This is a genomic window from Actinoplanes sp. TBRC 11911 (genome assembly GCF_012933445.1).
GTDB lineage: Bacteria > Actinomycetota > Actinomycetes > Mycobacteriales > Micromonosporaceae > Actinoplanes.
Genome location: NZ_JABBNC010000012.1, coordinates 77,515 through 100,284, shown reverse-complemented (window position 1 = coordinate 100,284; position 22,770 = coordinate 77,515). Strand labels below are relative to the sequence as shown.

The window sequence follows — 22,770 nt, the reverse complement described above, 5'->3', positions numbered from 1 at the left end:
CTCCTGGTCAGGTCGTCCGCGGGACGACTCGGGCGACGGCACGCGCGGGCGAAGGCTCGGCTAGGGCGCGGGCCAGCTCGGCGCCGTCCGGGCTCAGCCGGTACCGATGCCGGGCCGGGCGCCCGCGCGGCGGGCCGGTCTCCCACGACGTCTCCACCAGCCCACGCTCGGCGAGCCGGATCAGGATCGGGTAGACCGTGCCCGCCTTCAGCCCGAGAACGCGGCAGAGGTCGTAGCCGTGGCTCCACCCCGCACCCGCCGCGGCCAGCGTGCTCAGCACCGCGGCGGTCTGCGGGGACGGACGTCGTACGCGCACCATGCCCCTCAATATCTACCTAGATAGAGTTAGTGCGCAAGGGCCACATCGGCCGTTTCACCCGCTGGGAATGAGGAACCGCGAACGGCGGCATGGCTGACTGGCGCCATGGGTGATGGGCTGGGACGTTGGGTACCCGCGGTCCGCGCGGCGTCGGCGTACAAGCGCAGCTGGCTGGCCAAGGACCTGATCGCCGGTCTCGTGCTGTCCACGCTGCTCGTCCCACAAGGGATGGCGTACGCGGAGCTGGCCGGCCTGCCCGCGATCACCGGCCTGTACACCACCGTGCTCTGCCTGCTCGGCTACGCGGTCTTCGGACCCTCCAGGGTGCTCGTACTGGGCCCGGACTCGTCGCTGGGCCCGATGATCGCCGCGGTGATCGTCCCGATCGCCGGCTCGGGCGGCGACCCGGGCGTCGCGATCGCCCTCGCGTCGATGCTCGGCCTGCTGGTCGGGATCACCATGACCATCGCCGGCGTCGCCAAGCTCGGCTTCATCTCCGACCTGCTCTCCAAGCCGACCCGCCTCGGCTACATGAACGGCCTGGCCGTGACGATCCTGGTCGGCCAGCTGGCCAAGCTGTGCGGGTTCTCGACCGACGCGGACGGCCTGATCGACGAGTTCACCGCGTTCGTCCGCGGCGTCGCGCACTCCGAGATCGTGCCCGCCGCGCTCGCCGTCGGCCTCTTCGCGCTGGCGCTGATCCTGGTCCTGCAACGGCTGCTGCCCAAGATCCCCGCGATCCTCGTCGCGGTGGTGCTGTCGATCGCGGTGACCTGGGCGTTCCAGCTCGGCGACCGCGGCGTGGACCTGGTCGGCCCGTTGCCGCAGGGGCTGCCGCCGTTCACCCTGCCGCACGCGTCGTGGGACCAGCTCTGGCTGCTGGTCGTCGGAGCCCTCGGCATCACGCTGGTGTCGCTGACCGACACCATCTCGACGGCGTCGGTCTTCGCCGCCCGCGCCGGCCAGCAGGTGCACGGCAACCAGGAGATGATCGGCATCGGCGCGGCCAACATCGCGGCCTCGTTCTTCCAGGGCTTCCCGGTCAGCACCAGCGGTTCCCGTACGGCGGTGGCCGTCCAGTCCGGAGCCCGCAGCCAGCTGACCGGCATCGTCGGCGCCGCCCTCATCCTGCTGATGCTGCTGTTCTTCCCCGGTCTGCTGCAGGACCTGCCGCAGCCGGCCCTGGCCGCGGTGGTCATCGCCGCGTCGCTGATGCTCGCCGACCTCGCCGGAACCGCCCAGTTGTGGCGGCAGCGGCGCACCGAGTTCGGCGTCTCGATGGCGGCGTTCCTCGGCGTGGCCCTGCTCGGCGTCCTGCCCGGTATCGCGGTGGCGGTCACCCTGTCCGTCCTCAACGTGTTCCGCCGGGTCTGGTGGCCGTACCAGACGACGCTGGGTCGAGCCGCCGGCGTGCCGGGCTACCACGACGTGCGGGTCTACCCGGACGCCGAGCGGCTGCCCGGACTCGTGCTGTTCCGCTTCGACGCGCCGCTGATCTTCGCCAACGCGCGGGTGTTCCGCGCCGAGATCGAGCGGGTGGCCCGGGAGGATCCGCGGGTGCGCTGGATCGTGGTCGCCGCCGAACCCATCACGGACATCGACACCACGGCCTCGGACATGCTCGCCGAACTGGACGAGGCGTTGAACGCTCGCGGCGTCTCGCTGGTGTTCGCGGAGATGAAGACCCCGGTCCAGCAGAAGATCGAACGCTACCGGCTGAGCCCGGCCATCGACCGCTTCAGCCCCACCATCGAGGACGCGGTCGCGGCCTATCGCGCCCAGCACGACGTCGACTGGCAACCGGCGACCGACCAGAATTAGCCGGGAACGTCCAGAACGGCGTAGCCCTCGCCGAGGTGGGCCGCGGCGATCGCCCCGGCGCTCCACCATCGCAGCGGCGGGCCGCCCATCCGCATGCTGCTCACGTTGAGCTGGAGGTGCGCCAGGTGGGCGTGCACCAGCGCCGGACCTCGCTCGGCGATCGCGAGGAGGTTCGCGGCCATCATCGACGCCCGCACGAACAGCAGCCAGTTGAAGCGGCTCGGGGACGTGTCGGCCACCCAGAAGTGGTACCGCAGCAGCCCGGTGGCCGTACGGGCGTACAGGCGGGCCCGGTCCCATTCCTCCGGGGTGGACGTGGCGATCAGGTGGGGCGTCTGCGCGTCCAGCAGCGCCGCCAGGTCGTCGGCGAGCAGCCGCAGCTCGCGGGCCTCGGCCGTGCGCCCCACCGAGGCCGACGGATCCCACATCGCGCCGGGCTCGGTCCACCGCTCATCGGCGCCGAGCAGGCCGTCGAGCGTTTCCGCGGTGGCGGGCAGCAGGCCGGCGTCCACCCGGGCGGTGAGGTAGCCGTGCAGCGTGGTGAGCGCCTGCCGCGGGCTGGCGCCGGCGGTGATCTCCAGCGGGCCGTCGAAGCCGGCGAAACGCACCCGGTCCGCGGCCGGCCGGCCCTCGTTGTACGCGTGCATCCAGCGCACCAGCTCGCGGTTGGCGTCGGACGTGCCGAGGTCCGGATGGCTGAAACCACGCGTCATGACCTCGTCGAGCGTGCCGATGCCGGACGTGACGTAGTCGTCGGTGACCAGGCCCATCAGGCAGTCGCTCTCGACCGCGATCGTCCGGTAGCCGTCGCGTTCGACGAGCTCCCGGAAGAGATCGTTGCGCGGCTCGAGCTCGCCCAGCGCGAGCAGTTTCAAGGCTGTCATGCCCATGAACCGTATCGTTGAACCAACGGTTGAGACTTAGCCGTCGAGCCGTCGCAGAACCGCGGCGCTGATCACCGCCCACTCGCGGATCTGCCGGGGCGTCAGGGTGTCGAACACGATCTGGTGGACGAGCTCGACGTGGGCCGGCGCGGCCGCCTCGATCGCCGCCCGCCCGGCGTCGGTGAGCACCACGTACGCCCCGCGGCGGTCCTCCGGGCACGCCTCCTTGGCCACCATGCCCCGGTCGGCGAGCCGCGCGACCTGTTTGGACACCCGGCTCTTGTCCCACTGCAGTCCCTCGCCCAGCTCGAAGGCGCGCAGCCGGCCGTCCGGCACGTCGGTCAGGTGCACGAGCACGTCGTAGTCGGCGAGGCTGAGACCCGAGGTGCGTTGCAGGTCGCGGTTCAGCTTCGCCGCGAGCTTGGCATGCAGATCCAGGAAGCCCCGCCACGCTCGTTGCTGGCCGGCGTCGAGCCAGCGGACGTCGGTGGTCACTCCCGCATCGTACGGCCGGTGGTTGACGTGGGCCCGGTGTCGGAGGAATGTGGTTGCCACGGCAACCACTTTCGCTCCAGCGGACCTCTGTGCGGAGGCTTTCGATGAGTGCGTGGAATTTCATGAGCTACGAGAGCAAGGCCAATCTTCTCGAAGCCGTACGCCGGGAGGCGGCCGGCATGTTCGCCCTCGCCGAGGAGCCGGAGACCTGGATGGCCCCGACCGGCGCCGGCGACTGGCAGGTGCGCGACGTGTTCGGGCACCTGATCGACACCACCGAGACCTACTTCGTGGGCTTCGACGCGGCCCGCAAGGGCACGAACCCGCCCGAATCAGTGCCGTTGCGCGACATGGCGGCGCACGTCGACCGGGGCGCGCGGCAGTTCCGGGCCCTGGAACGCAAGGAGGCGCTGGACCGGCTCGCTCTGGCGTTCGAGCGGATGCTGGGCATCACCGAGGATCTGACCGAGGGGGACTGGGCCGGTCTGCTGGTCCCGCACAAGTACATGGGTCCGCTGCCGGTGCCCTTCTACCCGGTCTTCCAGCTCGTCGACTACGCGGTGCACAGCTGGGACATCCGGCAGGGCGTCGGGAAGCCGCACGCGTTGGAGGCGCGCTCGGCGGACCTTCTCGTCCCGCTGTGTTACGTGCTGTGGGCGTCGACCCCGGTGGTCGGGCCGGACACCGAGCCGATCGAGCTGGGCATCCGGATCACCTCGGGCGCGAACGCCGGCGACACCCGGGTGGCGGTCGGGCCCGAGGGTGCCGCGACCACGGCCGGGCCGATCGACGACCTGTCGTGTGCCATCGAGTTCGATCCGGGGAGCTTCGTGCTGACCGCGTACGGGCGTACGAACGCGGGGACCGCACGCGGTGACCGAGAGTTGGCGCATAAGTTCCTCGGAGGGTTTTTCAGAATTTAAGTGAGAGGGCAGGCCGTGACGATCGACCTCGAGGCCATCGCAGCCGAACGCGACCGTATCCGGGACGACTATCTGCGGGAGGCGCCGCAGCGACCGCCGTCGAGCGCTCGCGGCCTGCACCACTTCGCGCTGATCTGCGCCGACGTGCGCCGGACCATCGACTTCTACCAGGGCGTGCTCGAGTTCCCGCTGACCGAGATCTTCGAGAACCGGGACTACCCGGGCTCGAACCACTTCTTCTTCGACATCGGCAACGGCAACCTGCTCGCGTTCTTCGACCTGCCCGGGCTCGACCTCGGCCCGTACGCGGAGGTGTTAGGGGGTTTGCACCACATCGCCATCTCGGTCACCCCGGAGCGGTGGCGGCACCTGCGCGGCAAGCTGGACGCCGCGGGCGTGCCGTACGAGGAGGAGAGCGGCACCTCGATCTACTTCCGCGACCCGGACGGCGCCCGGCTGGAACTGCTGGCCGACCCGCTCGGCGAGATGTACGGCACCAAGGTCCTCTAAACCAGGCCGTCCTCGAAGGCGATGATCACCAGCTGGACGCGGTCCCGGACGCCCAGCTTGGTGATCGCCCGGGTGATGTGCGTCTTCGCGGTCAGCGGGCTGATCACCAGCTCGCGGGCGATGTCGTCGTTGGACAGGCCGGTCGCCACCAGGCGGACCACCTCACGTTCCCGCTCGGTCAACACGGCCAGGCGGTTTCCCCCGTCGGTTGCCGCCGCCGGGACCGGGCGGTGCGCGAACTGGCCGACCACGCGGCGGGTGACGCTCGGCGAGAGCAGGGCGTCACCGTCGGCCACCACGCGCACCGCCCGGCGCAGCCCGTCCGGATCGATCTCCTTGGTCAGGAAGCCGCTCGCCCCGGCCGCCAGCGCCGCGAACACGTACTCGTCGGTCTCGAACGTCGTCAGGATGATGATCCGGGCGTCGCAGAAGGCGAGGATCTCCTTCGTCGCCGTGATGCCGTCCATGCCGGGCATCCGGATGTCCATCAGGATCACGTCCGGCCGCAGGTCGCGGGCGGCCCGCACGGCCTCGTCGCCGGTGCCGGCCTCGCCGACGACCGCGATGTCCCGATCGCGCCGGAGCAAACTCCGGAATCCGGCCCGTACGAGATGCTGGTCGTCGGCGAGAAGCACGGAGATCGTCATTGCGGGATCGTCGCCCGTACCTGGAATCCGCCGTCCGCCGGACCGGCCGTGAGCGCCCCGCCCAGCGCCGCCACCCGGCCGCGCATGCCGGTGATCCCGTTGCCGTCGACCATCGCGTCCGCGCCGTGCCCGTCGTCGCGCACGTCCACCACCACGCCGGCCGCCGCATACCGGATCGTCACGGTGACGTGCGAGGCCGACGCGTGCCGGACCGTGTTGGTCAGCGACTCCTGCACCACCCGGAACACCGCGGTCGCCACCGGCGCGGCCACGTCGGCGCGTTCGCCGAACTCGTTGAGCGACACCGAAAGCCCGGGGGAGCGCACCTGCTCGACCAGGCGGTCCAAGCCGTCCAGGCCGGCCACCGGGCCGTCGTGCAGCACGTCCACCAGCGACTTCAGGTCGGTCATCGCCCGGCCCCGGACGTCCTGAGCCAGCTTGAGCGACTCGCGCGCCTCGGCCGGGTCCGCGTCGAACGCGTCCAGCGCCACGTTCAGGTGCACGCCCACCACGGCCAGCGTGTGCGACACCACGTCGTGCAGATCGCGCGCGATCTCCACGCGCTCCTCGGCCCGGCGTCGCCGGCCGTCCTCGGCCAGGCGGTGGGCCAGCTCGTCACGCCAGCGCAGGTTGTTCCGGTACGCCACGCCGGCTGCCAGCACCGCCACCAGCCACAGTTTCTCGCCGCCGACGTGCACCAGGGCCCACTCCGGTCCATGGTCGAGAGCGGTGAAGGCGTCCCACGCGAAGCCGAAGGTCAACGCGACGAGGGCGGTGACGATCGCGGCGCGTAGCCGGCCGGCCAGGGCCAGCGCGACGAACGCCGCCGTGGCGGGCCAGACCCAGCCGGACCCGATCAGGTCGGCCGTCCGGAACGCAGCCACGGACAACAGGGAGATGATCGCGACGGTGAGCGGCCAACGCCGTACGAAGAAAGCAAGAACAGCAAGCCAGACGGCCAGTGACAAAGTCATCACCGTCTGCGTGTTGCCGCCGGTGGCCACGAGACCGACCGGCACGCCGATCAGGGTCAATGCGGGTGCGATGAATCTGGTCATGGCCGGGACGCTAAGGGCCCGGGGCAGGGCGGCGCGTCGTCCGGCGGCGGTCACCTCCATGGCCACCTCCCGAGTACGGCGTACACCAAATAAGGTATGCGCGTGACCGCTGCGGAACTACTTGCCGCCTCCGGCCGTTTCCCCATCGCCGCCGGGCTCACCGTAACCGAGCTGGACGCGATCGAGCGCGAGTTCGGCTTCACCTTCGCCCCCGATCATCGTGGCTTCCTCGCGGCCGGCGTGCCCACCGGCCGGGGCTGGCCGGACTGGCGCGACCCGGACCGCACGGCCCTGCGCGACCGGCTGGCCTGGCCGATCGAGGGCGTCCTGTTCGACGTCGCCGAGAATTCCTTCTGGTACGAGGGGTGGGGTGCGCGCCCGGCCGGGGACGAGGCGGCCGCGGCGGTGGCGCGGCGGTACCTGATGACGGTGCCGCGGATGGTCCCGGTCTATTCGCACCGCTACCTGCCGGGTGGGCCGCGAGCGCATCCGGTGCTGTCGATCTATCAGACCGACGTGGTGTATTACGGGGCCGACCTGGACGACTGGCTGTTCCGCGAATTCGGCCTGGGTGCGGCGTCGTCGGTGGCGCGGCCCGTGACGGTCGGGTTCTGGCGGGAGCTCACCTAGGCGCTACGCCCCCGCGAGTTCCAGGCGCTGCTCGGCCTGGTCCTGGACGGCGGCCAGCGCCACCGCGGGCTCGCCGCGCACCGCCTCGCCGCGGGCGTTGTGCAGGGCCAGCCACAGGCTCGCGGCCCAGGCGACCTCGATCTCGTTGTCGTCGAAGCGCCGGCCGCGCCGCCGCTGGTACTCCTCCAGGAACGCAACCGAGCTGGCCACCGGCGCCAGCGTCGGAACCTCGGCGCTGGCGAACGCGCCGGACGCCGCGCCCGCTATCGCGGCCTCGGGCAGCCACGCCAGGCTGTCCCAGTCGTGCACGATCCACGGCTCGTCGCCGTGCCAGCGCATGTTCTGCGTCTCCCAGTCGGCGTGGCCCAGCACGCGCGGCAGGTAGACGACGGCGAGACGGTCCCGGATGCGTTGCGCCGCGTCGGCGACCAGCACCGGGATCAGGTGGTCGCGGTCGCCGGGGAACGGCCAGACGCCGGGGCCGTCGTGGTCCCAGCGGGTCCACTCCGGGTTCGGCAGCGGCGGCTGGATCGCACCCGGTTCTTTGCCGCCCACCTGGATGTCCGCGGCCAACGTGGTCAGACGCGCCAGCAGCCGCGCGAACAGGCGGGCGGTGGCCGGGTCGTCGCCGCGCCGCAGCGTGCCGCCCGGCCGCCATTCCTCGGCGTGCGTGGCCCGGCCGGCCTCCACCGACACACCGGTCAGCGGGGCGGCCGCCGGAAAACCCTCGGCCGAAAGGAAACGCTGCACCTCGATGCAGGTGGCCTCGCGCCCGTTCTGTGACGCACGGGACTTCACCGCGACCAGGCGGCCGTCGGCGAGCCGCAGGCCGAACACTTCGGACATGTGCACGGACTCGTGGAGCACGTCGACGGGCGTGGAACCGAGGTGGTCGGAGCACCACCCGGACACCCAGGAAGGGAGCATAGATATGAACACAATTCAACATGGGTGAATTTGGCCAGGAAGAACATAACCCCAGCCAGGTGCCGAACACAAGCACTTCGTGACATCGATGTCATGGTGAGCGAACGTGTGGGTTTCCGGCCACCGTGGACGCCGCACTACTGTCGTTGCATGTCTGAGCAACAACTGTGGGGTCTCGTCACCGGCACCCACCTCGGGACGCTTGCCACGATCAAGAAGAACGGGCGGCCGCAGCTGTCCGACATCCTGTACGCCGCCGGGCCGTACGGCGGTCACGACCGGGTGATCCGATTCTCCACGCGGGCCACGCTGGCCAAGGTGCACAACGCGCTCCGCGACCCCCGGGTCAGCCTGAAGGTCACCGGTCCGGGCGGCTGGAGCTACGCGGTGGCCGAGGGCTCGGCCGAGGTCAGCAAGCCGTCCACCGAGCCGGACGACGGCACGGTCGAGGAACTGATCGATGTGTACCGGCTGGCCGGCGACAAGGAGCACCCGGACTGGGACGAGTTCCGCGCGGCGATGGTCGCCGACGCTCGGGTGGTGTTCCGGATCCGGGTGGAGCGGCTGTACGGGTTATATCGCTGAGCGTTTCACGACTCGTCGCGGGGCTTCGGGACGGACGGAAGCCGGGTCGTCGGCTCGTCCGGTAGCGGGGTGCTCTCCTTGACCTTGGCCCGGAAGATCCGGTCCGGGGGTAGTCGATAGGTGGTGGCCCGGACCAGTTCGTCCGGCACCGTGTGCCGGCCGGATGAGGTGCCTGGCTGGGTGTCGGCGGCTTCGCTGTCGGTCGCCACGGCCTGGTTGATGGTCGTGTCCTCTTCGGGCGGCTTGGCCCGGTGCCCGCCCCGGCGCCTCGCTACCGGCTCGTCACCTTCGCGAATTTTGATGACCTCGGGTCGCTTCGCTTCGCCGGACTCGTCAAGATTCGCGTTTGGCGCACCGGCTTCCGTGCGGGGGTGCGGCATGGTCGGGCGCTCGCCCATCACCGGCGGCTCGCCGTCGATGGTGCGAGGGTCGCGTAGTCGCTGGTAGAAGACGCCGCCGACGGCGCTCGGCTCGGTGATCGCGTACGGGGGCGGGGGTTGGGGTGCGGGGAAACCCAATGCTGGGGGCGAACCCGCTCGGCGGCCGCTGGCCTCGCCGCCTTGCAGCTCGCGACCAGCATCGCTGCCGCCGCCCGGTAGCCCGCGACCAGCACCACTATCGCCGCCGCGCAGCCTGCGCAAAGCATCGCTGCCGCCGCCCCGCAACCCGCCACCAGCATCGCTGTCGCCGCCCCGCAACGCGCCGCCAGCATCGCTGGCAACGCCGCGGGAGAAATCCGATTTTTCGTACTTTTTCGCCTGGTCTGGCTTTTCCAGTGAGGCTGATGGCTCGGTCGGCGTTGCCTCGTCCGGGCCCGGATCCGCGTTCGGGTTCGGGCTTGGGCCTGCGTTCGGGCCTGAGCCTGCGTTCGGGCCTGGGCCTCCGTTCGAGCCTGAGCCTGCGTTCGGGTTCGGGACTGCGTTCGGGTTCTGGACTGCGCTCGGGCCCCGGTCGGCAGCGGTCCGCACCGGCGCGGCGCCTCGTGCCGACCTTTTGGGGCCGAGCATGCGCACCGCCGTGCTGAACACATTGCTCGTGCCGTTCTCGTAGCCGTCGCGGTACGCCTCCTCGCGATCCTGCGCCGCCTGCCACCGCTGGTGAATGCGGCCCGCGGCGTACGCGGCACAAGCGACGAAGACGGCGAGCAGCACGACGATCAACGCGGAGTCCCCAGGCGCGTTCATACCCCGATTCTGCCCATCGGGATCGATCGTGAGCTATGGCCCGTTTGACGTACCCCGATCGAACGAAGCCGAAGGGTCAACAATTTTGACAATCCGTGATCCAGATCGCTCCCGACGCGCGACATGACCCCGGAGGCCCTAGGGACCGAGGTCGAGAAGACATCGATGTCATAATGAGTGCCCGGCCCGGCAACGAGGAGCACTATGTCCGCCGACGATCCGGCCGCGCGCCGGCCGACGCTGACACAGGTCGCTGCCCTCGCCGGTGTCAGCCTCAAGACGGCGTCCCGCGCGTTGAACCGTGAGCCCAACGTCGCCCCGTCCACCGGGCGCCGGGTGCGCGACGCCGCCGACATGCTCGGGTACCGGCTCAACGGCATCGCCCGGGAGCTTCGCCGTGGCGCCACCAGCGCGCTCGTCGGCCTGGTCAGCGGCGACCTGACCAACCCGTTCTACTCGGCGGTGGCCAGCGGCATCGAGCGCGAGCTGCGTCAGCACGGCCTGCTGCTGGTCACCGCCAACAACGACGAGGACGCCGCGCTGGAGCGCAACCTGGTCGACGCCTTCCTCGAGCGGCGGGTGCGGGCGCTGCTGGTGATCCCGAGCGGCCAGGACCACGAATACCTGGCGATCGAGGGCAACCGCGGGGTGCCGTTCGTCTTCCTGGACCGCCCGCCGGACGGGCTCGCCGCCGACGCCGTCCTCATCGACAACGTGGGCGGGGCGGAGAAGGCCGGCGAGCACCTGTTGGCGTACGGGCATCGTCGTATTGCCTTGGTTGCCGACCTGGCCCAGGTCGCACCGCAGCGCGGGCGCATCGACGGTTTTGTGGGCGCGATGCGGGCGGCCGGAAACACGGCGTGGGAGCCCTACCTGCGTACGGACGTCCATGATGTGCGGCACGCCGAGCAGACCGTGCGCGATCTTCTCGCCGGGGAGCGGCCGCCCAGCGCGGTCTTCACCACGAACAACCGGCTGACCACCGGCGCGCTGCGGGCCATGCGCGATGTCGCCGACCCGCCGGCGCTGATCGGCTTCGACGACTTCGACCTCGCCGACGTCCTCGGGACGACCGTGGTGGCGCACGACATGAGCGCTATCGGGCGGGAGGCGGCCCGGTTGGCGTACGAGCGGATCAGCGGGCACATCGGCCCGGCCCGGACCATCGTGATCTCGACGTCGGTGATTCCCCGGGGCTCCGGGGAACGACGACCATAAAATTTACGTCTGAAAATCTTCGCACGTCAGTTGACTTCTTGGCAGTCCACCGTGCACGGTTCTCCCCAGCTTATGTGACATCGATGTCAATGTCTCGATGGGAGATAACCATGCGCTGGGGGAAGAGGGCGGCTGTCGCCGTCGTCGGGGTCGCCGCGTTGCTCACCGCGTCGGCCTGTGGCGGCAGCGACGACGGAGGCTCCGGCTCCACCAAGGTCGAGGTCTTCACGTGGTGGGCCGACGGCGGTGAGAAGGCCGGCCTGGACGGTCTCGTCTCGCAGTTCGGCAAGGACTGCGCGGGCCAGGAATTCGTGAACGGCGCGGTCGCGGGCGGTGCCGGCGCCAACGCGAAGACGGTGCTCGCGTCCCGGTTGCAGCAGGGCGATCCGCCGGACACGTTCCAGGCGCACGCCGGTGCCGAACTCTCCGATTACATCAACGCCGGTCAGGTCGAGGACCTCAGCGCCGACTACGACACCTGGGGCCTCAAGCAGGCGTTCCCGCCCGGCCTGATCCAGAACCTCACGGTGGACGGCAAGATCTACTCGGTGCCGGCGAACATCCACCGGGCCAACGTGGTGTGGACGAACAAGAAGGTCGTCACCGACGCGGGCATCACGTCCGACCCGACCGACCTGGCCGCCTTCATCGCCGACTTGGACAAGGTGAAGGCCAAGGGTGTGCAGTCGCCGCTGGCCCTGGGCAAGGACTGGACGCAGCTCATGCTGTTCGAGTCGGTGCTGATCTCCGACCTCGGTGCGGAGAAGTTCACCGGGCTGTGGAACGGCTCGACCGACTGGGCCGGCCCGGACGTCACCAAGGCGATCGGCGACTTCACCAAGCTGCTCAGCTACACCAACACCGACCGCGACGCCCTGGACTGGACCGACGCCGAGAAGCTGGTCATGGACGGCAAGGCCGCGTACCAGCTGATGGGTGACTGGGAGGCCGCCGACCTCGACGCCAAGGGCTTCCAGGACTACGCCTGGTTCACCTTCCCGGGCAACGGCACCACGTTCCAGTGGCTGGCCGACTCGTTCGTGCTGCCGAAGGGCGCCAAGAACGCCGAGGGCACCAAGTGCTGGCTGAAGACGGTCGGGTCGGCCGACGGTCAGAAGGCGTTCAACACCAAGAAGGGCTCGATCCCGGCCCGTACCGACGCCGCGCCCGCCGACTACCCGAAGTACCAGCAGGCGGCCATGGCCGACTGGAAGTCCGCGACCCAGGTGCCGTCGTGTGCGCACGGATCGGCCTGCTCGCAGGGCTGGCAGGGCGCCGCCAACTCGGCGATGGGCGCCTACTCCACCAAGCAGGACGCCGCCGCGCTGCAGAAGGCGCTCGCCGCCGCCGCGCAGCAGTTCGCCAAGAAGTAGTTGATATCGGGCGGGGCTTTTGGGGCCCCGCCCTTGCAAAGGAGCCCTGATGCGCCGCCTGCGGCACTGGGGACCGGGCCTGTTGCTGCTCTCCCCGTCGCTCATTCTGCTCGCCGTTTTCGTCTACGGGCTGATCGCCTGGACCACGAAGGTGTCCGTCTCCGACGAGCACACCGCCCTGGGGTCGAAGGGCTTCGTCGGGCTCGACAACTACACGAACCTGTTCACCAACGACATCCAGGACCGCTTCGTTCACTCACTGAAGAACCTCGCCGTCTTCACCGTCGTGTTCCTGGTCGGGGCGATGTTCTTCGGCCTGCTCTGGGCCTTCATTCTGGAGCGCGGCGTCCGGGCCGAAGGCTTTTTCCGTACGGTCTACCTGTTCCCGATGGCGGTGTCGTTCGTCGCGTCGGGCGTGGTGTGGCGCTGGCTGATGAATCCGAACATGGACGACAACGCCGGTGGCCTCAACGCCGTCTTCGTCGCGATGCACCTCGACTTCCTGCAAAGCGCGTGGTGGACCAACCCGACCTGGGGCATGGCATCGATGGCGATACCGGCCGTCTGGCAGCTTTCCGGGTACGTCATGGCGCTGTTCCTGGCAGGGTTCCGTGGCATTCCGCACGAGTTGCGTGAGGCGGCGGCGATGGACGGCGCGAGCACGTACCGGCTTTATCGCAATGTCATCTTTCCGCAGCTCACCCCGGTCGCCTTGTCCGCGCTCATCATCATCGGCCACATGTCGATGAAGATGTTCGACCTGATCATGAGCGTCTCCGGTCCGCAGTGGCTGACCGAGGTGCCCGCGATCTACGTCTGGCAGTCGCTGCTGACCAGCGACTACGCCAAGGCGGCGGCGATCTCGATCGTCCTGTTGCTGCTGGTCGCCATCGTCATCGTGCCGTACCTGATCTACACGAATCGGGTGGAGAAGAACTCATGACAGCGGTTATCGCCCCGCCGTCCTCGTTAGAGACCGTTGTCGCCAAGCGCAAGTCTTCTTTCGGTCCGGGTTCAATCATCAAGTACGCCTTGGCCCTGCTCTTCCTGATCATCGTGCTGATGCCCATGTACGTGCTGATCGTGACCAGTTTCAAAGCCGGCTCGGACATCGGCGTCACCAGCCAGTGGAACCTGCCGGCACATTGGACCGTGGCGTCGTGGGACAAGGCGTGGACCGCGTTACGGCCGGCGTTTCTGCGCACGTTCGAGCTGGCCATCCCGGTCGCGGTGATCTCGTCGGTCATCGGGGCCGCGAACGGGTTCGTTTTGTCGAGGTGGCGCTTTCCGGGTGCGGACCTGGTGTTCACGCTGATCCTGTTCGGCATGTTCATCCCGTACCAGGCCGTGATGATCCCGCTGCGGGACATCGTGACGACGATCGGCATCCCGCCCGGCATTCCCACATTGGTGTTCGTGCACTGTGTCTACGGGATTCCGATCTGCACCCTGATCTTCCGGAACTATTACGCCACGACGGTTCCCGAGGAATTGGTGGAGGCGGCCCGGGTTGACGGGGCGGGCCTGCTGCGAACGTTCGCCTGGATCATCCTGCCGATCTCGATCCCCGGTTTCGTGGTGACGATCATCTGGCAGTTCACGTCGGCCTGGAACGACTATTTGTTCGCGATTTTCCTGTCCAATACGCGGAACGGCCCGATCACGATCGCCTTGAACGCGCTGGCCGGGGCGCAGTCCCCGGATTACGCGGCGTCGATGGCCGGGGCTTTGATCACGTCGCTGCCGACGCTGCTGGTGTACGTGCTGCTGGGGCGCTGGTTCATCGGCGGCTTGATGGCCGGCTCCGTCAAGAGCTGACGCCCGGTCGGGTCTGTGGGGGTTCCACCGTCCGGAATCCCCACGGTCCGGGCCCTTCCGGGTGGGCATCCCTTTTGCGGTGGATGTGCATCCCGGCCGGGCGTTCTAGGCTACGAGTCGTGACGACGGAGAGACGGTCCGCTGACGGTTTCGCTGCACGGATGGCGTTCGCCCTCCACAAAGACCCCGCTGACGCCGTACGCCGTACCCGAGTGACCTTGAAGGTTGTCATGGTGACGCTGGCCTGGCTGGTCATCGTCCCGTTGCTGATGATCTACGGCTGGACCGGCGAGACCCGCGACGACGACGTCTTCACGCTGGCGGCCTTCCTGATCGTCCTCGGCCCGTTCACCGCGGCCGTGATCGCCACCCGCAACCAGCGCTTCGGCATCGGCGCCACCTACGTCGTCCTGACGTTGCTGATGATCTTCCCAGCGGTGGCGATCGCCAGGGCGGCCTGAGCACCTAGATCGCGTCCGCCCGAACCTCCACTCGGCGCCCGTTGTCGCCAAGCCGGGCGGCGTGAGCACCCGGACCCCGCGCGGCCCGGCCACCCTAATCCGTAGCCGGCAGCCCGGCGGCGTGTCGCACATGACGATCGCCCGCACACATCACAAACGTGCGCTGAGCCGCCGTCAACGCGCTGGCCTTGGTCGTTGTCTCACCATCCGGAACTGTTCAGCTGGTTCCGTCGGTCGGGAGTCCCCGTGCGAGGCGACGCCGCCAGGCCCGGGCAGGTCCCAGCTCCCCACAACGGGCGCCCCACCCGGGTGTGGGCAGTAGCGACGCCGGGGAGGCTGTGGCTGCCCACACCGCGGCCACCCCCACCCGGGTGTGGGAAGTCGCGACGCCGGGGAGGCGGTGGCTCCCCACACCGCGGCCACCCCCACCCACGTGTGGGGAATCGCGACGCCGGGGAGGCTGTGGCTCCCCGCACCGCGGCCACCCCCACCCGGGTGTGGGCAGTCGCGACGCCGGGGAGGCTGCGGCTCCCCACACCGCGGCCACCCCCACCCACGTGTGGGGAATCGCGACGCCGGGGAGGCTGTGGCTCCCCACACCATGGCGACCCACAGCGGGTGTGGGCACCCGCCGCGGCCGGAACGTCCCAGCTCCCCACAGCGACGGCCCTCAGGTCAGCCACGCAAGGCCACCGCATCGGAGGGTGAGCGGCGCGAGAACCAGCTGAACAGTTCCACCATCCGGACGCGGATGGCCGCATCGCGGACGGCAGTCCGAAAAGGACGATTGCTTTGTCCGTAACACGCCTTTTGCGACGGACATTTTTCCCCCTGATTTCGCAACCTTGGAGAGTTACGCCCACATACGAGCCACAACTCTCCAAGGTCTCGAAATCCGGCGGCGGACAGCCGATCAGACGACACCGAACCGGAGCGAAGACGACAAATGGGCGCGCGATTACCTCGACGGCGGTCGGTCATCGGGTTGAAACGTGCCGGCCTCGTCGAGCGGGTCGTCGCCGCCGAATCGTTCCGCAAGCAGCAGATGCGTCCCTCCCGGGTGTGTGTTGCGGGGGACCCACGCTGTTGGGCCTTCTTGATCTTGGGGGGTGCGAGCAGGGGCGATGGATTTCGGGCACGATGGGGCGATGGCGGAGAAGGGCGAGGAACGCGACGGGGTGAACCTCACCAACCTCGATCAGGAGCTGTACGAGGGGGCGGGCGCCACCAAGCGGGATCTGATCGACTATCTGGACGTGATGTCCGACCGCATCCTGCCGGTGTTGCGGGACCGGCCGCTGTCGGTGATCCGCCTGCTGCGCGGGCAGGACCAATTTATGCAGAAAAATCTGCCCAAATACACGCCGGATTGGGTGCCGCGCACCGAGGTGTGGGCAGAGGCCTCCCACCGGCAGGTGACCTACGGCCTGTGCAACGACCGGCGGACCCTGCTGTGGTTCGGCAATCAGCGCGCCCTCGAGTACCACCCCGCGCTCATGGTCGCCGGCGACCTTCACCCCACGCACCTGATCATGGATCTCGACCCGCCCGAGGGAGGCGCGTTCTCGCTGGCCGTTGGCGCCGCGCGGCTGGTGCGGCAGGCCCTCGCCGACGCCGGGATGTCCGGGGCAGTGAAGACGAGCGGCTCGAAGGGCGTACACGTGTTCGTGCCGCTGGACGGAAAGGCCGCCGTCGAGGACGTCGCCGCCGCGACCCGGGCGGTGGCGGCCCGCGCCGAGCGCATCGACCCGGAGTTGGCGACCACAGCGTTCATTCGCGACGACCGCCACGGAAAGGTCTTCCTGGACGCGACCCGCTCCGGCGGCGCGACGGTGGTGGCCGCCTACAGCCCGCGGATCCGCCCCGGCGTGCGGGTGTCCTTCCCGCTGGCCTGGGACGAGCTGGACGCGGTGACCCCGGCCGACTTCACGATCCACACCGCCCCGGCGTTGCTAGCCGACCGGGACGTCTGGGCCGCGGAGATGCCGCCGCCGCAGGCGCTGGATCCGGGCCTGGTGGAGGAGGGCCACACCATTCCGGTCGCCCGCGTGCAGGCGATGCACGAGGGCAAGCGCCGCGCCCGAGCAAAGCGACAAGCGGCCGACGAGAGCTGAGCGATCAGTGGCAGGCGCGGGTCGCGACCGTCGGGCATCTGCGTACCCGTGTCGCCGCCGTGCAGCAGAGCTTCTCCGACGCGGCCGGGCGCTCCGTGGGCTGGCGACGTGGCGGGGTGCGAACGCCGAGCTTTTTTGTCGTACCCCCCGCCTAGAGTTTCGGCATGGTCACCGTCGATGACGTGCGGCAGGTCGCCCGGGATCTGCCGCGCAGCTCAGAGCACCTGATCAGCGATCGGGTGAAGTTCCGGGTGGGGAAGATCGTGTATGTGGCGTTCTCCCGCGACGAGACCGAGATGGGGTTCGCTTTTCCGAAGGAGGAGAGGCCGCTTCTGGTCGAGTCCCGGCCGCGCGTGTTCCATCTGCCGCGCGAGTCAGACATGCGCTTCAACTGGGTCGAGGCGTGGATGGCCGAGCTGGACGAGGAGGAGATGACCGAGCTGGTGCTGGACGCCTGGCGCATGTGCGTGCCGAAGAAGGTCTGGGCGGCCTACCTGCCTCGGCTGGCCTGAGATCAAGAGCCGCCTGTCGTAGCGGGGTGGGTGGTGCGGTTCGCTGCTCCCGCCGAGGGCCGTGGCGGCCCGAGCGAGGGCGCGGGGCGCCCAGAACACTCGACCCGCCACGGCGACGTGCGTGAATGGTTACGCCCAAGAGCGAGGTGGCCGACCGCGCGCGAACACGGTGGCGCCCAGCGCTACTCCCAGCGGAACTTCCGAGCGGCCGCTGACACGAAGACGAGGGTCCAAAGCGACAGGCTCAGCCAGATCGAGCCGGGCACGGCAGCGTCGTGGGACAAGGTCTGGCGCAGGGCCTCGGCGTGGGCGGCCAGCGGGAGGATGAACCAGCCGGCCGTGCCCAGGTTCGGGGCAGCGAACATGATGCCGCCGGCCGCGAGCATCAGGACGTAGATGAACGTCGCCGCGGCGGTCGTCGTCTCCGGCTTCAGGACGCTCGCCAGCAGCAGCGCCAAGCCGCTGTACGCCGCGGTCGCCAGCACGGTGATGCCGATGGCCGGCAGCAGCTGCCCGAAGTGCGGCCGCCACCCGACGGCCACCCCGACGGCGGCCAGCACCAGCAACTGGACCACGATCAGGCCCAGCACCGCGGCGATCTTCGAGAACAGCAGACCGGGGCGGGTCAGCGGGGACGCGCCCAGCCGTTTCAGGACGCCGTAGCTGCGTTCGTAGCCGGTCGTGATCGCCTGGCCGGTGAACGCCGTCGACATCACGGTCAGCGCCAGCACGCCGGGAACCACGAACGCCAAGCGGTCCCCACCGGGCACATTGGTCGCGTGGGTCAGCCCGGCGCCGAGTAAGACCAGCAGCGGGACGCCCATGGCCAGCACCACCGCCTCGCCGCGGCGCGCGGTCAGGGTCAACTCCATCCGGACCTGGCTGCGCAGCACCGCGCGCATCGGGGCACGGCCGGGGGCGGGGGCGAAAGTACCGCTCATCGCTTTGCTGCTGCCTTCTCACCGGTGGTCAGGGCCAGGTAGACGTCCTCGAGGGTGCGCCGGCGCGTGTTCACCGCGGTGACCCGGGCGCCGGCGTCCGCGAACCAGCTCAGCACCTCGGCGATCGTGGTGGCGTCCAGGGGGCCCGTTATCGCGTACTCACCAGGGGTGTTCTCTTTGATGTCGAGGCCGGCGAGCCGTCCGTCGAGGGTGAGGCTGGGCTCGGCGCGTACCGAAAGAAGGTCGATGCCCGCGGCGGCCGTGAGCTCGGCCGGGGAGCCGGTCGCGGCGACCACGCCGGACCGCATGATGACCACGTCGTCGGCGAGCCGTTCGGCCTCGTCGAGCAGGTGGGTGGTGAGCAGCACGGACACGCCGTCGGTGCGGAGCTGCTCGATGAGCCGCCAGGTGGTGTGCCGGGCCTCGGTGTCCATGCCGGCCGTCGGTTCGTCGAGGAAGACCAGCTCGGGCCGGCCGACCAGCGCGATCGCCAGGGACAGGCGCTGCTGCTCGCCGCCGGAGAGGCGCCGGAACCGGGTGCGCTCGATCTTGCGCAGGCCGAGCAGGTCGAGCAGTTGCTCGGGATCGATCGGGTTCGACGCGTACGAGGCGAACAGGCGCAGGATCTCGCCGGTCGTCGCCCACGGGTAGACGCCGCCGGACTGCAGCATGATGCCGAGCCGGGGCATCAGCGCGTCATGGTCGGCGATCGGGTCGAGGCCGAGCACCCGGGCACGGCCGCCGTCGGGGCTGCGGAACCCCTCGCAGACCTGCAGGAGGCTGGTCTTGCCGGCGCCGTTGTGACCGAGCAGCGCGAGGACCCGGCCGCGGAACATGCGCAGCGAGACCCCGTCGACAGCGGTCGTGGCGCCGTAGCGTACGACAACGTCCTGGAGGTCGACCGCATCCTCACTTACCACCGATTCACCATACGTGTCCGAATCGGGTGGCGACCTGTGGGTGGCATCAGCATGGCTACCCTCACTCCATGAGCGTGGTGGAGATCTACACCGACGGTGCCTGTGTGCCCAACCCCGGTCCGGGCGGCTGGGGTGCCGTGTTGCGGTACGGCACGCAGGAAAAAGATCTCTGCGGGGGGTCGGCGGCGTCGACCACCAACAACCGGATGGAGCTGACCGCGCCGATCGAGGCGCTCGACTCGCTGACCCGGTCGCCGATGACGGTCAAGCTTTACACCGACAGCATTTACGTACGCGATGGCATCACCAGGTGGCTGCCCCGGTGGAAGGCCAACGGGTGGAAGACGGCGGCCCGGCAACCGGTCAAGAACGTTGATCTGTGGCAGCGCCTGGACGCCGCGGTGAGCAGGCACGACGTCCAGTGGCACTGGGTGAAGGGGCACGCCGGGCACCCGGAGAACGAGCGCGCCGACCGGCTCGCCGCCCGCGGCCTTCAGGAAGCGGTCGGGACCAAGGTCGTCAAGCAGAACGGGTGACCGGCCGGGTCGAGCATGACCCGCCAGCGGTCCGGGGACGGCTGCGCGTCGGCGAGCCGGGCACCCACCTCGATGGCGGCGCGCACCGCCGCGTCCAGATCGTCCACGCCGAGCTCCAGATGGATCTGCTTCGGGATCGGCCCGGTCGGCCAGGACACCGGCGGCAGGTCGACGACCCGCTGGATCGTGATCAGCGTGGGCGCGCCGCGGAGCGCGACGAAATCGGGGGACTCGTAGGAGACCTCGAGGCCGAGTAAATCCTGGTAAAACCGGGACAAAACCGATGGGTCGTGGGCGTCGAGGGACACGGCGGCGAGGCGGGCGATGGCGGTCATGGGCTCGATGCTCGCAGACCGCGTCGCTTCACAAACTTGTCGGACCCCCCTGCTAAAAAGACCCCATGAATCTCCGGTACGGCGTGATCCTCCCCGGCGGCACCGCCCCCGAGCAGGTTGAGCAGGCCATTCTCGCCGAGCACGCGGGGTGGGACGGCGTGTTCGTGCCCGAGACCGACTACGGCGTCGACGCCTGGAGCCTGCTTGCCGCGATGGCCGTCGCCACGAGCCGGGTGCGGCTGGGCACGATCCTGACGCCGCTGCCGTGGCGCCGCCCCTGGAAGGTGGCGAGCCAGGTCGCGACCGTCGATCAGCTGTCCGGCGGGCGGGCGATCCTGGGCGTCGGGGTCGGCGCGCTGGACGCGGGCCTGCCCGGCATCGGGTCCGAGGCCGATCTGCGCACGCGGGCCGAGATGATGGACGACGGCATCGACCTGATGCGGGCGCTGTGGGCGGGCAAGGGCTTCGAGGGCCGCCACTACCGATGCGAGCCGCCGCGCGGCGACCCGGCCGCGATCGCTCCGGTGCAGGCGCGCATTCCGATCTGGGTGGTCGGCGTGTGGCCGCGCCCGAAATCCATGCGCCGGGTGCCGCGCTGCGACGGCATCATCCCGGGCTACGAGGGCGGCCCGGACGCCGTACGGGAAATGACCGCGTGGCTCGCCGAGAAGGGCGTCCCAGCGGGTTTCGACGTTCTCGCCGAGGGGGAGACGTCCCCGGCGGAGGCGGCGGCGGTCGTCGCGCCCTGGGCCGACGCCGGCTGCACCTGGTGGATGGAGACGCGCTGGACGCGGCGTGACGAGATCCGCGGGCGCATCGCGGCCGGCCCACCGGCACGGTCATGATCGAGCCGTTCCGGGTCCGGCTCGGTGCCGAGGTCGTCGACGATCTGCGGTCACGGCTGCGCCGCACCCGCTGGCCCGAGCAGGCCACCAGCGCCGGGTGGGTCCAGGGCACACCGCTGCCGTACGCCCAGGAGCTGTGCCGTCACTGGGCCGAGTCGTACGACGGGGCCGCCGCCGAGGCACGCCTGAACCGGCATCCGCAGTTCCGCACCCCGATCGACGGCCTGACGGTCCACTTCGTGCACGTGCGGTCGCCGCGCCGGGACGCCGTACCGCTGCTGATGACGCACGGCTGGCCGGGTTCCGTCGTGGAGTTCGCCGAGGTGATCGACCCGCTGGCCGCGGCCGGCTTCCACGTGGTGTGCCCGTCGTTGCCCGGCTACGGGTTCAGCGAAAAGCCGTCCGCGCCCGGCTGGTCCGTGCACCGCACCGCCGACGCGTGGGCCGCGTTGATGGCCCGCCTGGGCTACGACCGCTTCCTCGCCCAGGGCCACGACTGGGGCACGAGCATCAGCACGTCGCTGGCCCAGCGCCACCCGTCGCGCGTCCTCGGCATCCATCTGATGCCGCCGCTGGTGGCGCCCGACCCCGCGACCTTCGCCGACCTGACCGCCGCCGAGAGCGCCGCCCTGGAGGCGTTGTCCGACGACTCCGGCGACGGGTATTCCTTCCTGCATGCGACCCGCCCGCAGACCATCGGGTACGGCTTGGTCGACTCCCCGGCGGCCTTGGCCACGTGGATCGTGGAGAAGTTCCACGCCTGGACCGACCCGCGCAGCGTGCTGGGCCACGACCGGCTGATCGACAACTTGATGCTGTACTGGCTGCCCGCGACCGGTGCCTCCGCCGCCCGGATGTATTGGGAGAGCTTCGCCGAGATCCGGGCGTTGTTCCACGACGGCAGCACCGACAGCGTCGACGTTCCGACGGGTTGCTCGGTCTTCCCCTACGAGGTGCCCCGCCCGTCACGCCGCTGGGCCGAGCGCCGCTTCCCCGACATTCGCTATTGGAGCGAGCCGTCGCGGGGCGGGCATTTCGCCGCCTTCGAGGTTCCGGAGATTTTCGTCGACGAGGTCCGGGCCTGCGCGGAGGTGTTGCTGAGCCAGTAGAGACGTTCCGGGGTCCGGATCGCCCCGTGGCCGAGCCGGGTCGTGGCGGAATCCGACTCTTCACGCCCGGTCGTGGCGGCCAACGGCGTCCTCGGTGCTCGCCGATCCAGCAGAGCTTCCCGCACTGTGAGACGGGCAGACCACATCGTGGATCTGTTCAGCTGGTTCTCGCGCCGCTCACCCTCCGATGGGTTGGCCTTGCGTGGCGGACCTGAGGGCCGTCGCTGTGGGGAGCTGGGACGTTCCGGCCGTGGCGGGTGCCCATACCTGCTGTGGGTCGCCGCGGTGTGGGGAGCCACGGCCTTCCCGGCGTTGCGATTTCCCACGCGTGGGTGGGGGTGGCCGTGGTGTGGGCAGCCACGGCCTTCCCGGCGTTGCGATTCCCCACGCGTGGGTGGGGGTGGCCGTGGTGTGGGGAGCGACGGCCTTCCTGGCGTTGCGATTCCCCGCGCGTGGGTGGGGGTGGCCGTGGTGTGGGGAGCGACGGCCTTCCTGGCGTTGCGATTCCCCACGCGTGGGTGGGGGTGGCCGTGGTGTGGGGAGCGACGGCCTTCCTGGCGTTGCGATTCCCCACGCGTGGGTGGGGGTGGCCGTGGTGTGGGCAG

At 69.8% G+C, this 22,770-nt stretch carries 25 protein-coding genes; 15 read left to right on the top strand and 10 right to left on the bottom strand.

Annotation, left to right across the window (positions count from 1 at the left end; all coding sequences use genetic code 11):
• Positions 1–7: 7 nt before the first annotated feature.
• Positions 8–319 (bottom strand): PadR family transcriptional regulator, encoded by a 312-nt coding sequence (locus HH310_RS18740; protein ID WP_169176867.1) that lies wholly within the window; start codon positions 317–319, stop codon positions 8–10.
• Positions 320–424: 105 nt separating this feature from the next.
• On the opposite strand from HH310_RS18740, the gene HH310_RS18735 reads away from it, so the two are divergent.
• Positions 425–2,140: a SulP family inorganic anion transporter gene (locus tag HH310_RS18735; protein ID WP_169176866.1), complete on the top strand. Its 1,716-nt coding sequence runs from the start codon at positions 425–427 to the stop codon at positions 2,138–2,140.
• On the opposite strand, the gene HH310_RS18730 is transcribed toward HH310_RS18735, so the two are convergent.
• Positions 2,137–3,024: an erythromycin esterase family protein gene (locus HH310_RS18730; protein ID WP_248294137.1), complete on the bottom strand. Its 888-nt coding sequence runs from the start codon at positions 3,022–3,024 to the stop codon at positions 2,137–2,139. The genes HH310_RS18735 and HH310_RS18730 overlap by 4 nt on opposite strands.
• Before the next feature lie 36 nt (positions 3,025–3,060).
• Positions 3,061–3,519 carry a MarR family winged helix-turn-helix transcriptional regulator gene (locus HH310_RS18725; protein ID WP_169176864.1) on the bottom strand — a complete coding sequence of 153 codons (459 nt, stop codon included), beginning with the start codon at positions 3,517–3,519 and terminating at the stop codon, positions 3,061–3,063.
• 104 nt (positions 3,520–3,623) lie between these two features.
• Here HH310_RS18725 and HH310_RS18720 point away from each other — a divergent pair, with 104 nt between their 5' ends.
• Positions 3,624–4,442, top strand: coding sequence for a maleylpyruvate isomerase family mycothiol-dependent enzyme (locus HH310_RS18720; protein WP_248294136.1), 819 nt, complete (start codon positions 3,624–3,626; stop codon positions 4,440–4,442).
• Between the two features lie 15 nt (positions 4,443–4,457).
• Positions 4,458–4,952 (top strand): VOC family protein, encoded by a 495-nt coding sequence (locus HH310_RS18715; protein WP_169176863.1) that lies wholly within the window; start codon positions 4,458–4,460, stop codon positions 4,950–4,952.
• On the opposite strand, the gene HH310_RS18710 is transcribed toward HH310_RS18715, so the two are convergent.
• Together HH310_RS18710 and HH310_RS18705 are read right to left on the bottom strand one after the other, a co-directional pair.
• Complete coding sequence (locus HH310_RS18710) at positions 4,949–5,599, bottom strand: response regulator transcription factor (RefSeq protein WP_169176862.1); 651 nt, start codon at positions 5,597–5,599, stop codon at positions 4,949–4,951. The two genes, HH310_RS18715 and HH310_RS18710, sit on opposite strands and share 4 nt — an antisense overlap.
• Positions 5,596–6,657, bottom strand: a complete 1,062-nt coding sequence (locus tag HH310_RS18705) for a sensor histidine kinase (RefSeq protein ID WP_169176861.1) — start codon at positions 6,655–6,657, stop codon at positions 5,596–5,598. The genes HH310_RS18710 and HH310_RS18705 overlap by 4 nt, the downstream gene beginning before the upstream one ends.
• Before the next feature lie 102 nt (positions 6,658–6,759).
• Between HH310_RS18705 and HH310_RS18700 the strand changes: the two genes are divergently transcribed.
• Positions 6,760–7,287: a hypothetical protein gene (locus HH310_RS18700; RefSeq protein WP_169176860.1), complete on the top strand. Its 528-nt coding sequence runs from the start codon at positions 6,760–6,762 to the stop codon at positions 7,285–7,287.
• 3 nt (positions 7,288–7,290) lie between these two features.
• Here the strand turns inward: HH310_RS18700 and HH310_RS18695 are convergent, their stop codons facing one another.
• Positions 7,291–8,214 carry a phosphotransferase gene (locus tag HH310_RS18695; RefSeq protein ID WP_169176859.1) on the bottom strand — a complete coding sequence of 308 codons (924 nt, stop codon included), beginning with the start codon at positions 8,212–8,214 and terminating at the stop codon, positions 7,291–7,293.
• 150 nt (positions 8,215–8,364) lie between these two features.
• Between HH310_RS18695 and HH310_RS18690 the strand changes: the two genes are divergently transcribed.
• Positions 8,365–8,799, top strand: coding sequence for a PPOX class F420-dependent oxidoreductase (locus HH310_RS18690; protein ID WP_169176858.1), 435 nt, complete (start codon positions 8,365–8,367; stop codon positions 8,797–8,799).
• A gap of 5 nt (positions 8,800–8,804) precedes the next feature.
• Here the strand turns inward: HH310_RS18690 and HH310_RS18685 are convergent, their stop codons facing one another.
• Positions 8,805–9,983: a hypothetical protein gene (locus HH310_RS18685; RefSeq protein ID WP_169176857.1), complete on the bottom strand. Its 1,179-nt coding sequence runs from the start codon at positions 9,981–9,983 to the stop codon at positions 8,805–8,807.
• Positions 9,984–10,187: 204 nt separating this feature from the next.
• Here HH310_RS18685 and HH310_RS18680 point away from each other — a divergent pair, with 204 nt between their 5' ends.
• From HH310_RS18680 to HH310_RS18650, 7 genes are all read left to right on the top strand, one after another.
• Complete coding sequence (locus HH310_RS18680) at positions 10,188–11,201, top strand: LacI family DNA-binding transcriptional regulator (protein ID WP_169176856.1); 1,014 nt, start codon at positions 10,188–10,190, stop codon at positions 11,199–11,201.
• Positions 11,202–11,311: 110 nt separating this feature from the next.
• Positions 11,312–12,574: an ABC transporter substrate-binding protein gene (locus tag HH310_RS18675; RefSeq protein WP_169176855.1), complete on the top strand. Its 1,263-nt coding sequence runs from the start codon at positions 11,312–11,314 to the stop codon at positions 12,572–12,574.
• Between the two features lie 49 nt (positions 12,575–12,623).
• The gene (locus HH310_RS18670; RefSeq protein WP_396027527.1) at positions 12,624–13,517 is read left to right on the top strand and encodes a carbohydrate ABC transporter permease; all 894 of its coding nucleotides are present in this window, start codon (positions 12,624–12,626) and stop codon (positions 13,515–13,517) included.
• Between the two features lie 119 nt (positions 13,518–13,636).
• Entirely contained in the window at positions 13,637–14,392 is a 756-nt protein-coding gene (locus tag HH310_RS18665; RefSeq protein WP_396027528.1) for a carbohydrate ABC transporter permease, read from the top strand.
• 161 nt (positions 14,393–14,553) lie between these two features.
• On the top strand, positions 14,554–14,853 hold the full coding sequence (locus HH310_RS18660) for a hypothetical protein (RefSeq protein WP_169176853.1): 300 nt from the start codon (positions 14,554–14,556) through the stop codon (positions 14,851–14,853).
• A 1,148-nt stretch (positions 14,854–16,001) separates the two neighbouring features.
• On the top strand, positions 16,002–16,967 hold the full coding sequence (locus tag HH310_RS18655) for a DNA polymerase domain-containing protein (RefSeq protein WP_169176852.1): 966 nt from the start codon (positions 16,002–16,004) through the stop codon (positions 16,965–16,967).
• A gap of 164 nt (positions 16,968–17,131) precedes the next feature.
• Positions 17,132–17,479, top strand: coding sequence for an MmcQ/YjbR family DNA-binding protein (locus HH310_RS18650; protein ID WP_169176851.1), 348 nt, complete (start codon positions 17,132–17,134; stop codon positions 17,477–17,479).
• Between the two features lie 182 nt (positions 17,480–17,661).
• Here the strand turns inward: HH310_RS18650 and HH310_RS18645 are convergent, their stop codons facing one another.
• Complete coding sequence (locus HH310_RS18645) at positions 17,662–18,420, bottom strand: ABC transporter permease (RefSeq protein WP_248294135.1); 759 nt, start codon at positions 18,418–18,420, stop codon at positions 17,662–17,664.
• Positions 18,417–19,340 (bottom strand): ABC transporter ATP-binding protein, encoded by a 924-nt coding sequence (locus tag HH310_RS18640; RefSeq protein WP_312034191.1) that lies wholly within the window; start codon positions 19,338–19,340, stop codon positions 18,417–18,419. The genes HH310_RS18645 and HH310_RS18640 overlap by 4 nt, the downstream gene beginning before the upstream one ends.
• A 68-nt stretch (positions 19,341–19,408) precedes the next feature.
• Here HH310_RS18640 and rnhA point away from each other — a divergent pair, with 68 nt between their 5' ends.
• Complete coding sequence (gene rnhA / locus HH310_RS18635) at positions 19,409–19,876, top strand: ribonuclease HI (RefSeq protein ID WP_169176850.1); 468 nt, start codon at positions 19,409–19,411, stop codon at positions 19,874–19,876.
• Here the strand turns inward: rnhA and HH310_RS18630 are convergent.
• Positions 19,834–20,211: a VOC family protein gene (locus HH310_RS18630; protein ID WP_169176849.1), complete on the bottom strand. Its 378-nt coding sequence runs from the start codon at positions 20,209–20,211 to the stop codon at positions 19,834–19,836. The two genes, rnhA and HH310_RS18630, sit on opposite strands and share 43 nt — an antisense overlap.
• Before the next feature lie 65 nt (positions 20,212–20,276).
• Here HH310_RS18630 and HH310_RS18625 point away from each other — a divergent pair, with 65 nt between their 5' ends.
• Positions 20,277–21,056 (top strand): LLM class flavin-dependent oxidoreductase, encoded by a 780-nt coding sequence (locus tag HH310_RS18625; protein WP_169176848.1) that lies wholly within the window; start codon positions 20,277–20,279, stop codon positions 21,054–21,056.
• Positions 21,053–22,165: an alpha/beta fold hydrolase gene (locus HH310_RS18620; RefSeq protein WP_169176847.1), complete on the top strand. Its 1,113-nt coding sequence runs from the start codon at positions 21,053–21,055 to the stop codon at positions 22,163–22,165. The genes HH310_RS18625 and HH310_RS18620 overlap by 4 nt, the downstream gene beginning before the upstream one ends.
• Positions 22,166–22,770: the final 605 nt, after the last annotated feature.

Bases quoted from the DNA above. Each gene is read 5' to 3' on its own strand.
- HH310_RS18740 (WP_169176867.1), bottom strand. From the start codon at position 319: ATGGTGCGCGTACGACGTCCGTCCCCGCAGACCGCCGCGGTGCTGAGC.
- HH310_RS18735 (WP_169176866.1), top strand. From the start codon at position 425: ATGGGTGATGGGCTGGGACGTTGGGTACCCGCGGTCCGCGCGGCGTCG.
- HH310_RS18730 (WP_248294137.1), bottom strand. From the start codon at position 3,024: ATGACAGCCTTGAAACTGCTCGCGCTGGGCGAGCTCGAGCCGCGCAAC.
- HH310_RS18720 (WP_248294136.1), top strand. From the start codon at position 3,624: ATGAGTGCGTGGAATTTCATGAGCTACGAGAGCAAGGCCAATCTTCTC.
- HH310_RS18710 (WP_169176862.1), bottom strand. From the start codon at position 5,599: ATGACGATCTCCGTGCTTCTCGCCGACGACCAGCATCTCGTACGGGCC.
- HH310_RS18705 (WP_169176861.1), bottom strand. From the start codon at position 6,657: ATGACCAGATTCATCGCACCCGCATTGACCCTGATCGGCGTGCCGGTC.
- HH310_RS18695 (WP_169176859.1), bottom strand. From the start codon at position 8,214: ATGCTCCCTTCCTGGGTGTCCGGGTGGTGCTCCGACCACCTCGGTTCC.
- HH310_RS18690 (WP_169176858.1), top strand. From the start codon at position 8,365: ATGTCTGAGCAACAACTGTGGGGTCTCGTCACCGGCACCCACCTCGGG.
- HH310_RS18685 (WP_169176857.1), bottom strand. From the start codon at position 9,983: ATGAACGCGCCTGGGGACTCCGCGTTGATCGTCGTGCTGCTCGCCGTC.
- HH310_RS18680 (WP_169176856.1), top strand. From the start codon at position 10,188: ATGTCCGCCGACGATCCGGCCGCGCGCCGGCCGACGCTGACACAGGTC.
- HH310_RS18675 (WP_169176855.1), top strand. From the start codon at position 11,312: ATGCGCTGGGGGAAGAGGGCGGCTGTCGCCGTCGTCGGGGTCGCCGCG.
- HH310_RS18670 (WP_396027527.1), top strand. From the start codon at position 12,624: ATGCGCCGCCTGCGGCACTGGGGACCGGGCCTGTTGCTGCTCTCCCCG.
- HH310_RS18665 (WP_396027528.1), top strand. From the start codon at position 13,637: ATGCCCATGTACGTGCTGATCGTGACCAGTTTCAAAGCCGGCTCGGAC.
- HH310_RS18660 (WP_169176853.1), top strand. From the start codon at position 14,554: ATGGCGTTCGCCCTCCACAAAGACCCCGCTGACGCCGTACGCCGTACC.
- HH310_RS18655 (WP_169176852.1), top strand. From the start codon at position 16,002: ATGGCGGAGAAGGGCGAGGAACGCGACGGGGTGAACCTCACCAACCTC.
- HH310_RS18650 (WP_169176851.1), top strand. From the start codon at position 17,132: ATGGTCACCGTCGATGACGTGCGGCAGGTCGCCCGGGATCTGCCGCGC.
- HH310_RS18645 (WP_248294135.1), bottom strand. From the start codon at position 18,420: ATGAGCGGTACTTTCGCCCCCGCCCCCGGCCGTGCCCCGATGCGCGCG.
- rnhA (WP_169176850.1), top strand. From the start codon at position 19,409: ATGAGCGTGGTGGAGATCTACACCGACGGTGCCTGTGTGCCCAACCCC.
- HH310_RS18630 (WP_169176849.1), bottom strand. From the start codon at position 20,211: ATGACCGCCATCGCCCGCCTCGCCGCCGTGTCCCTCGACGCCCACGAC.
- HH310_RS18625 (WP_169176848.1), top strand. From the start codon at position 20,277: ATGAATCTCCGGTACGGCGTGATCCTCCCCGGCGGCACCGCCCCCGAG.
- HH310_RS18620 (WP_169176847.1), top strand. From the start codon at position 21,053: ATGATCGAGCCGTTCCGGGTCCGGCTCGGTGCCGAGGTCGTCGACGAT.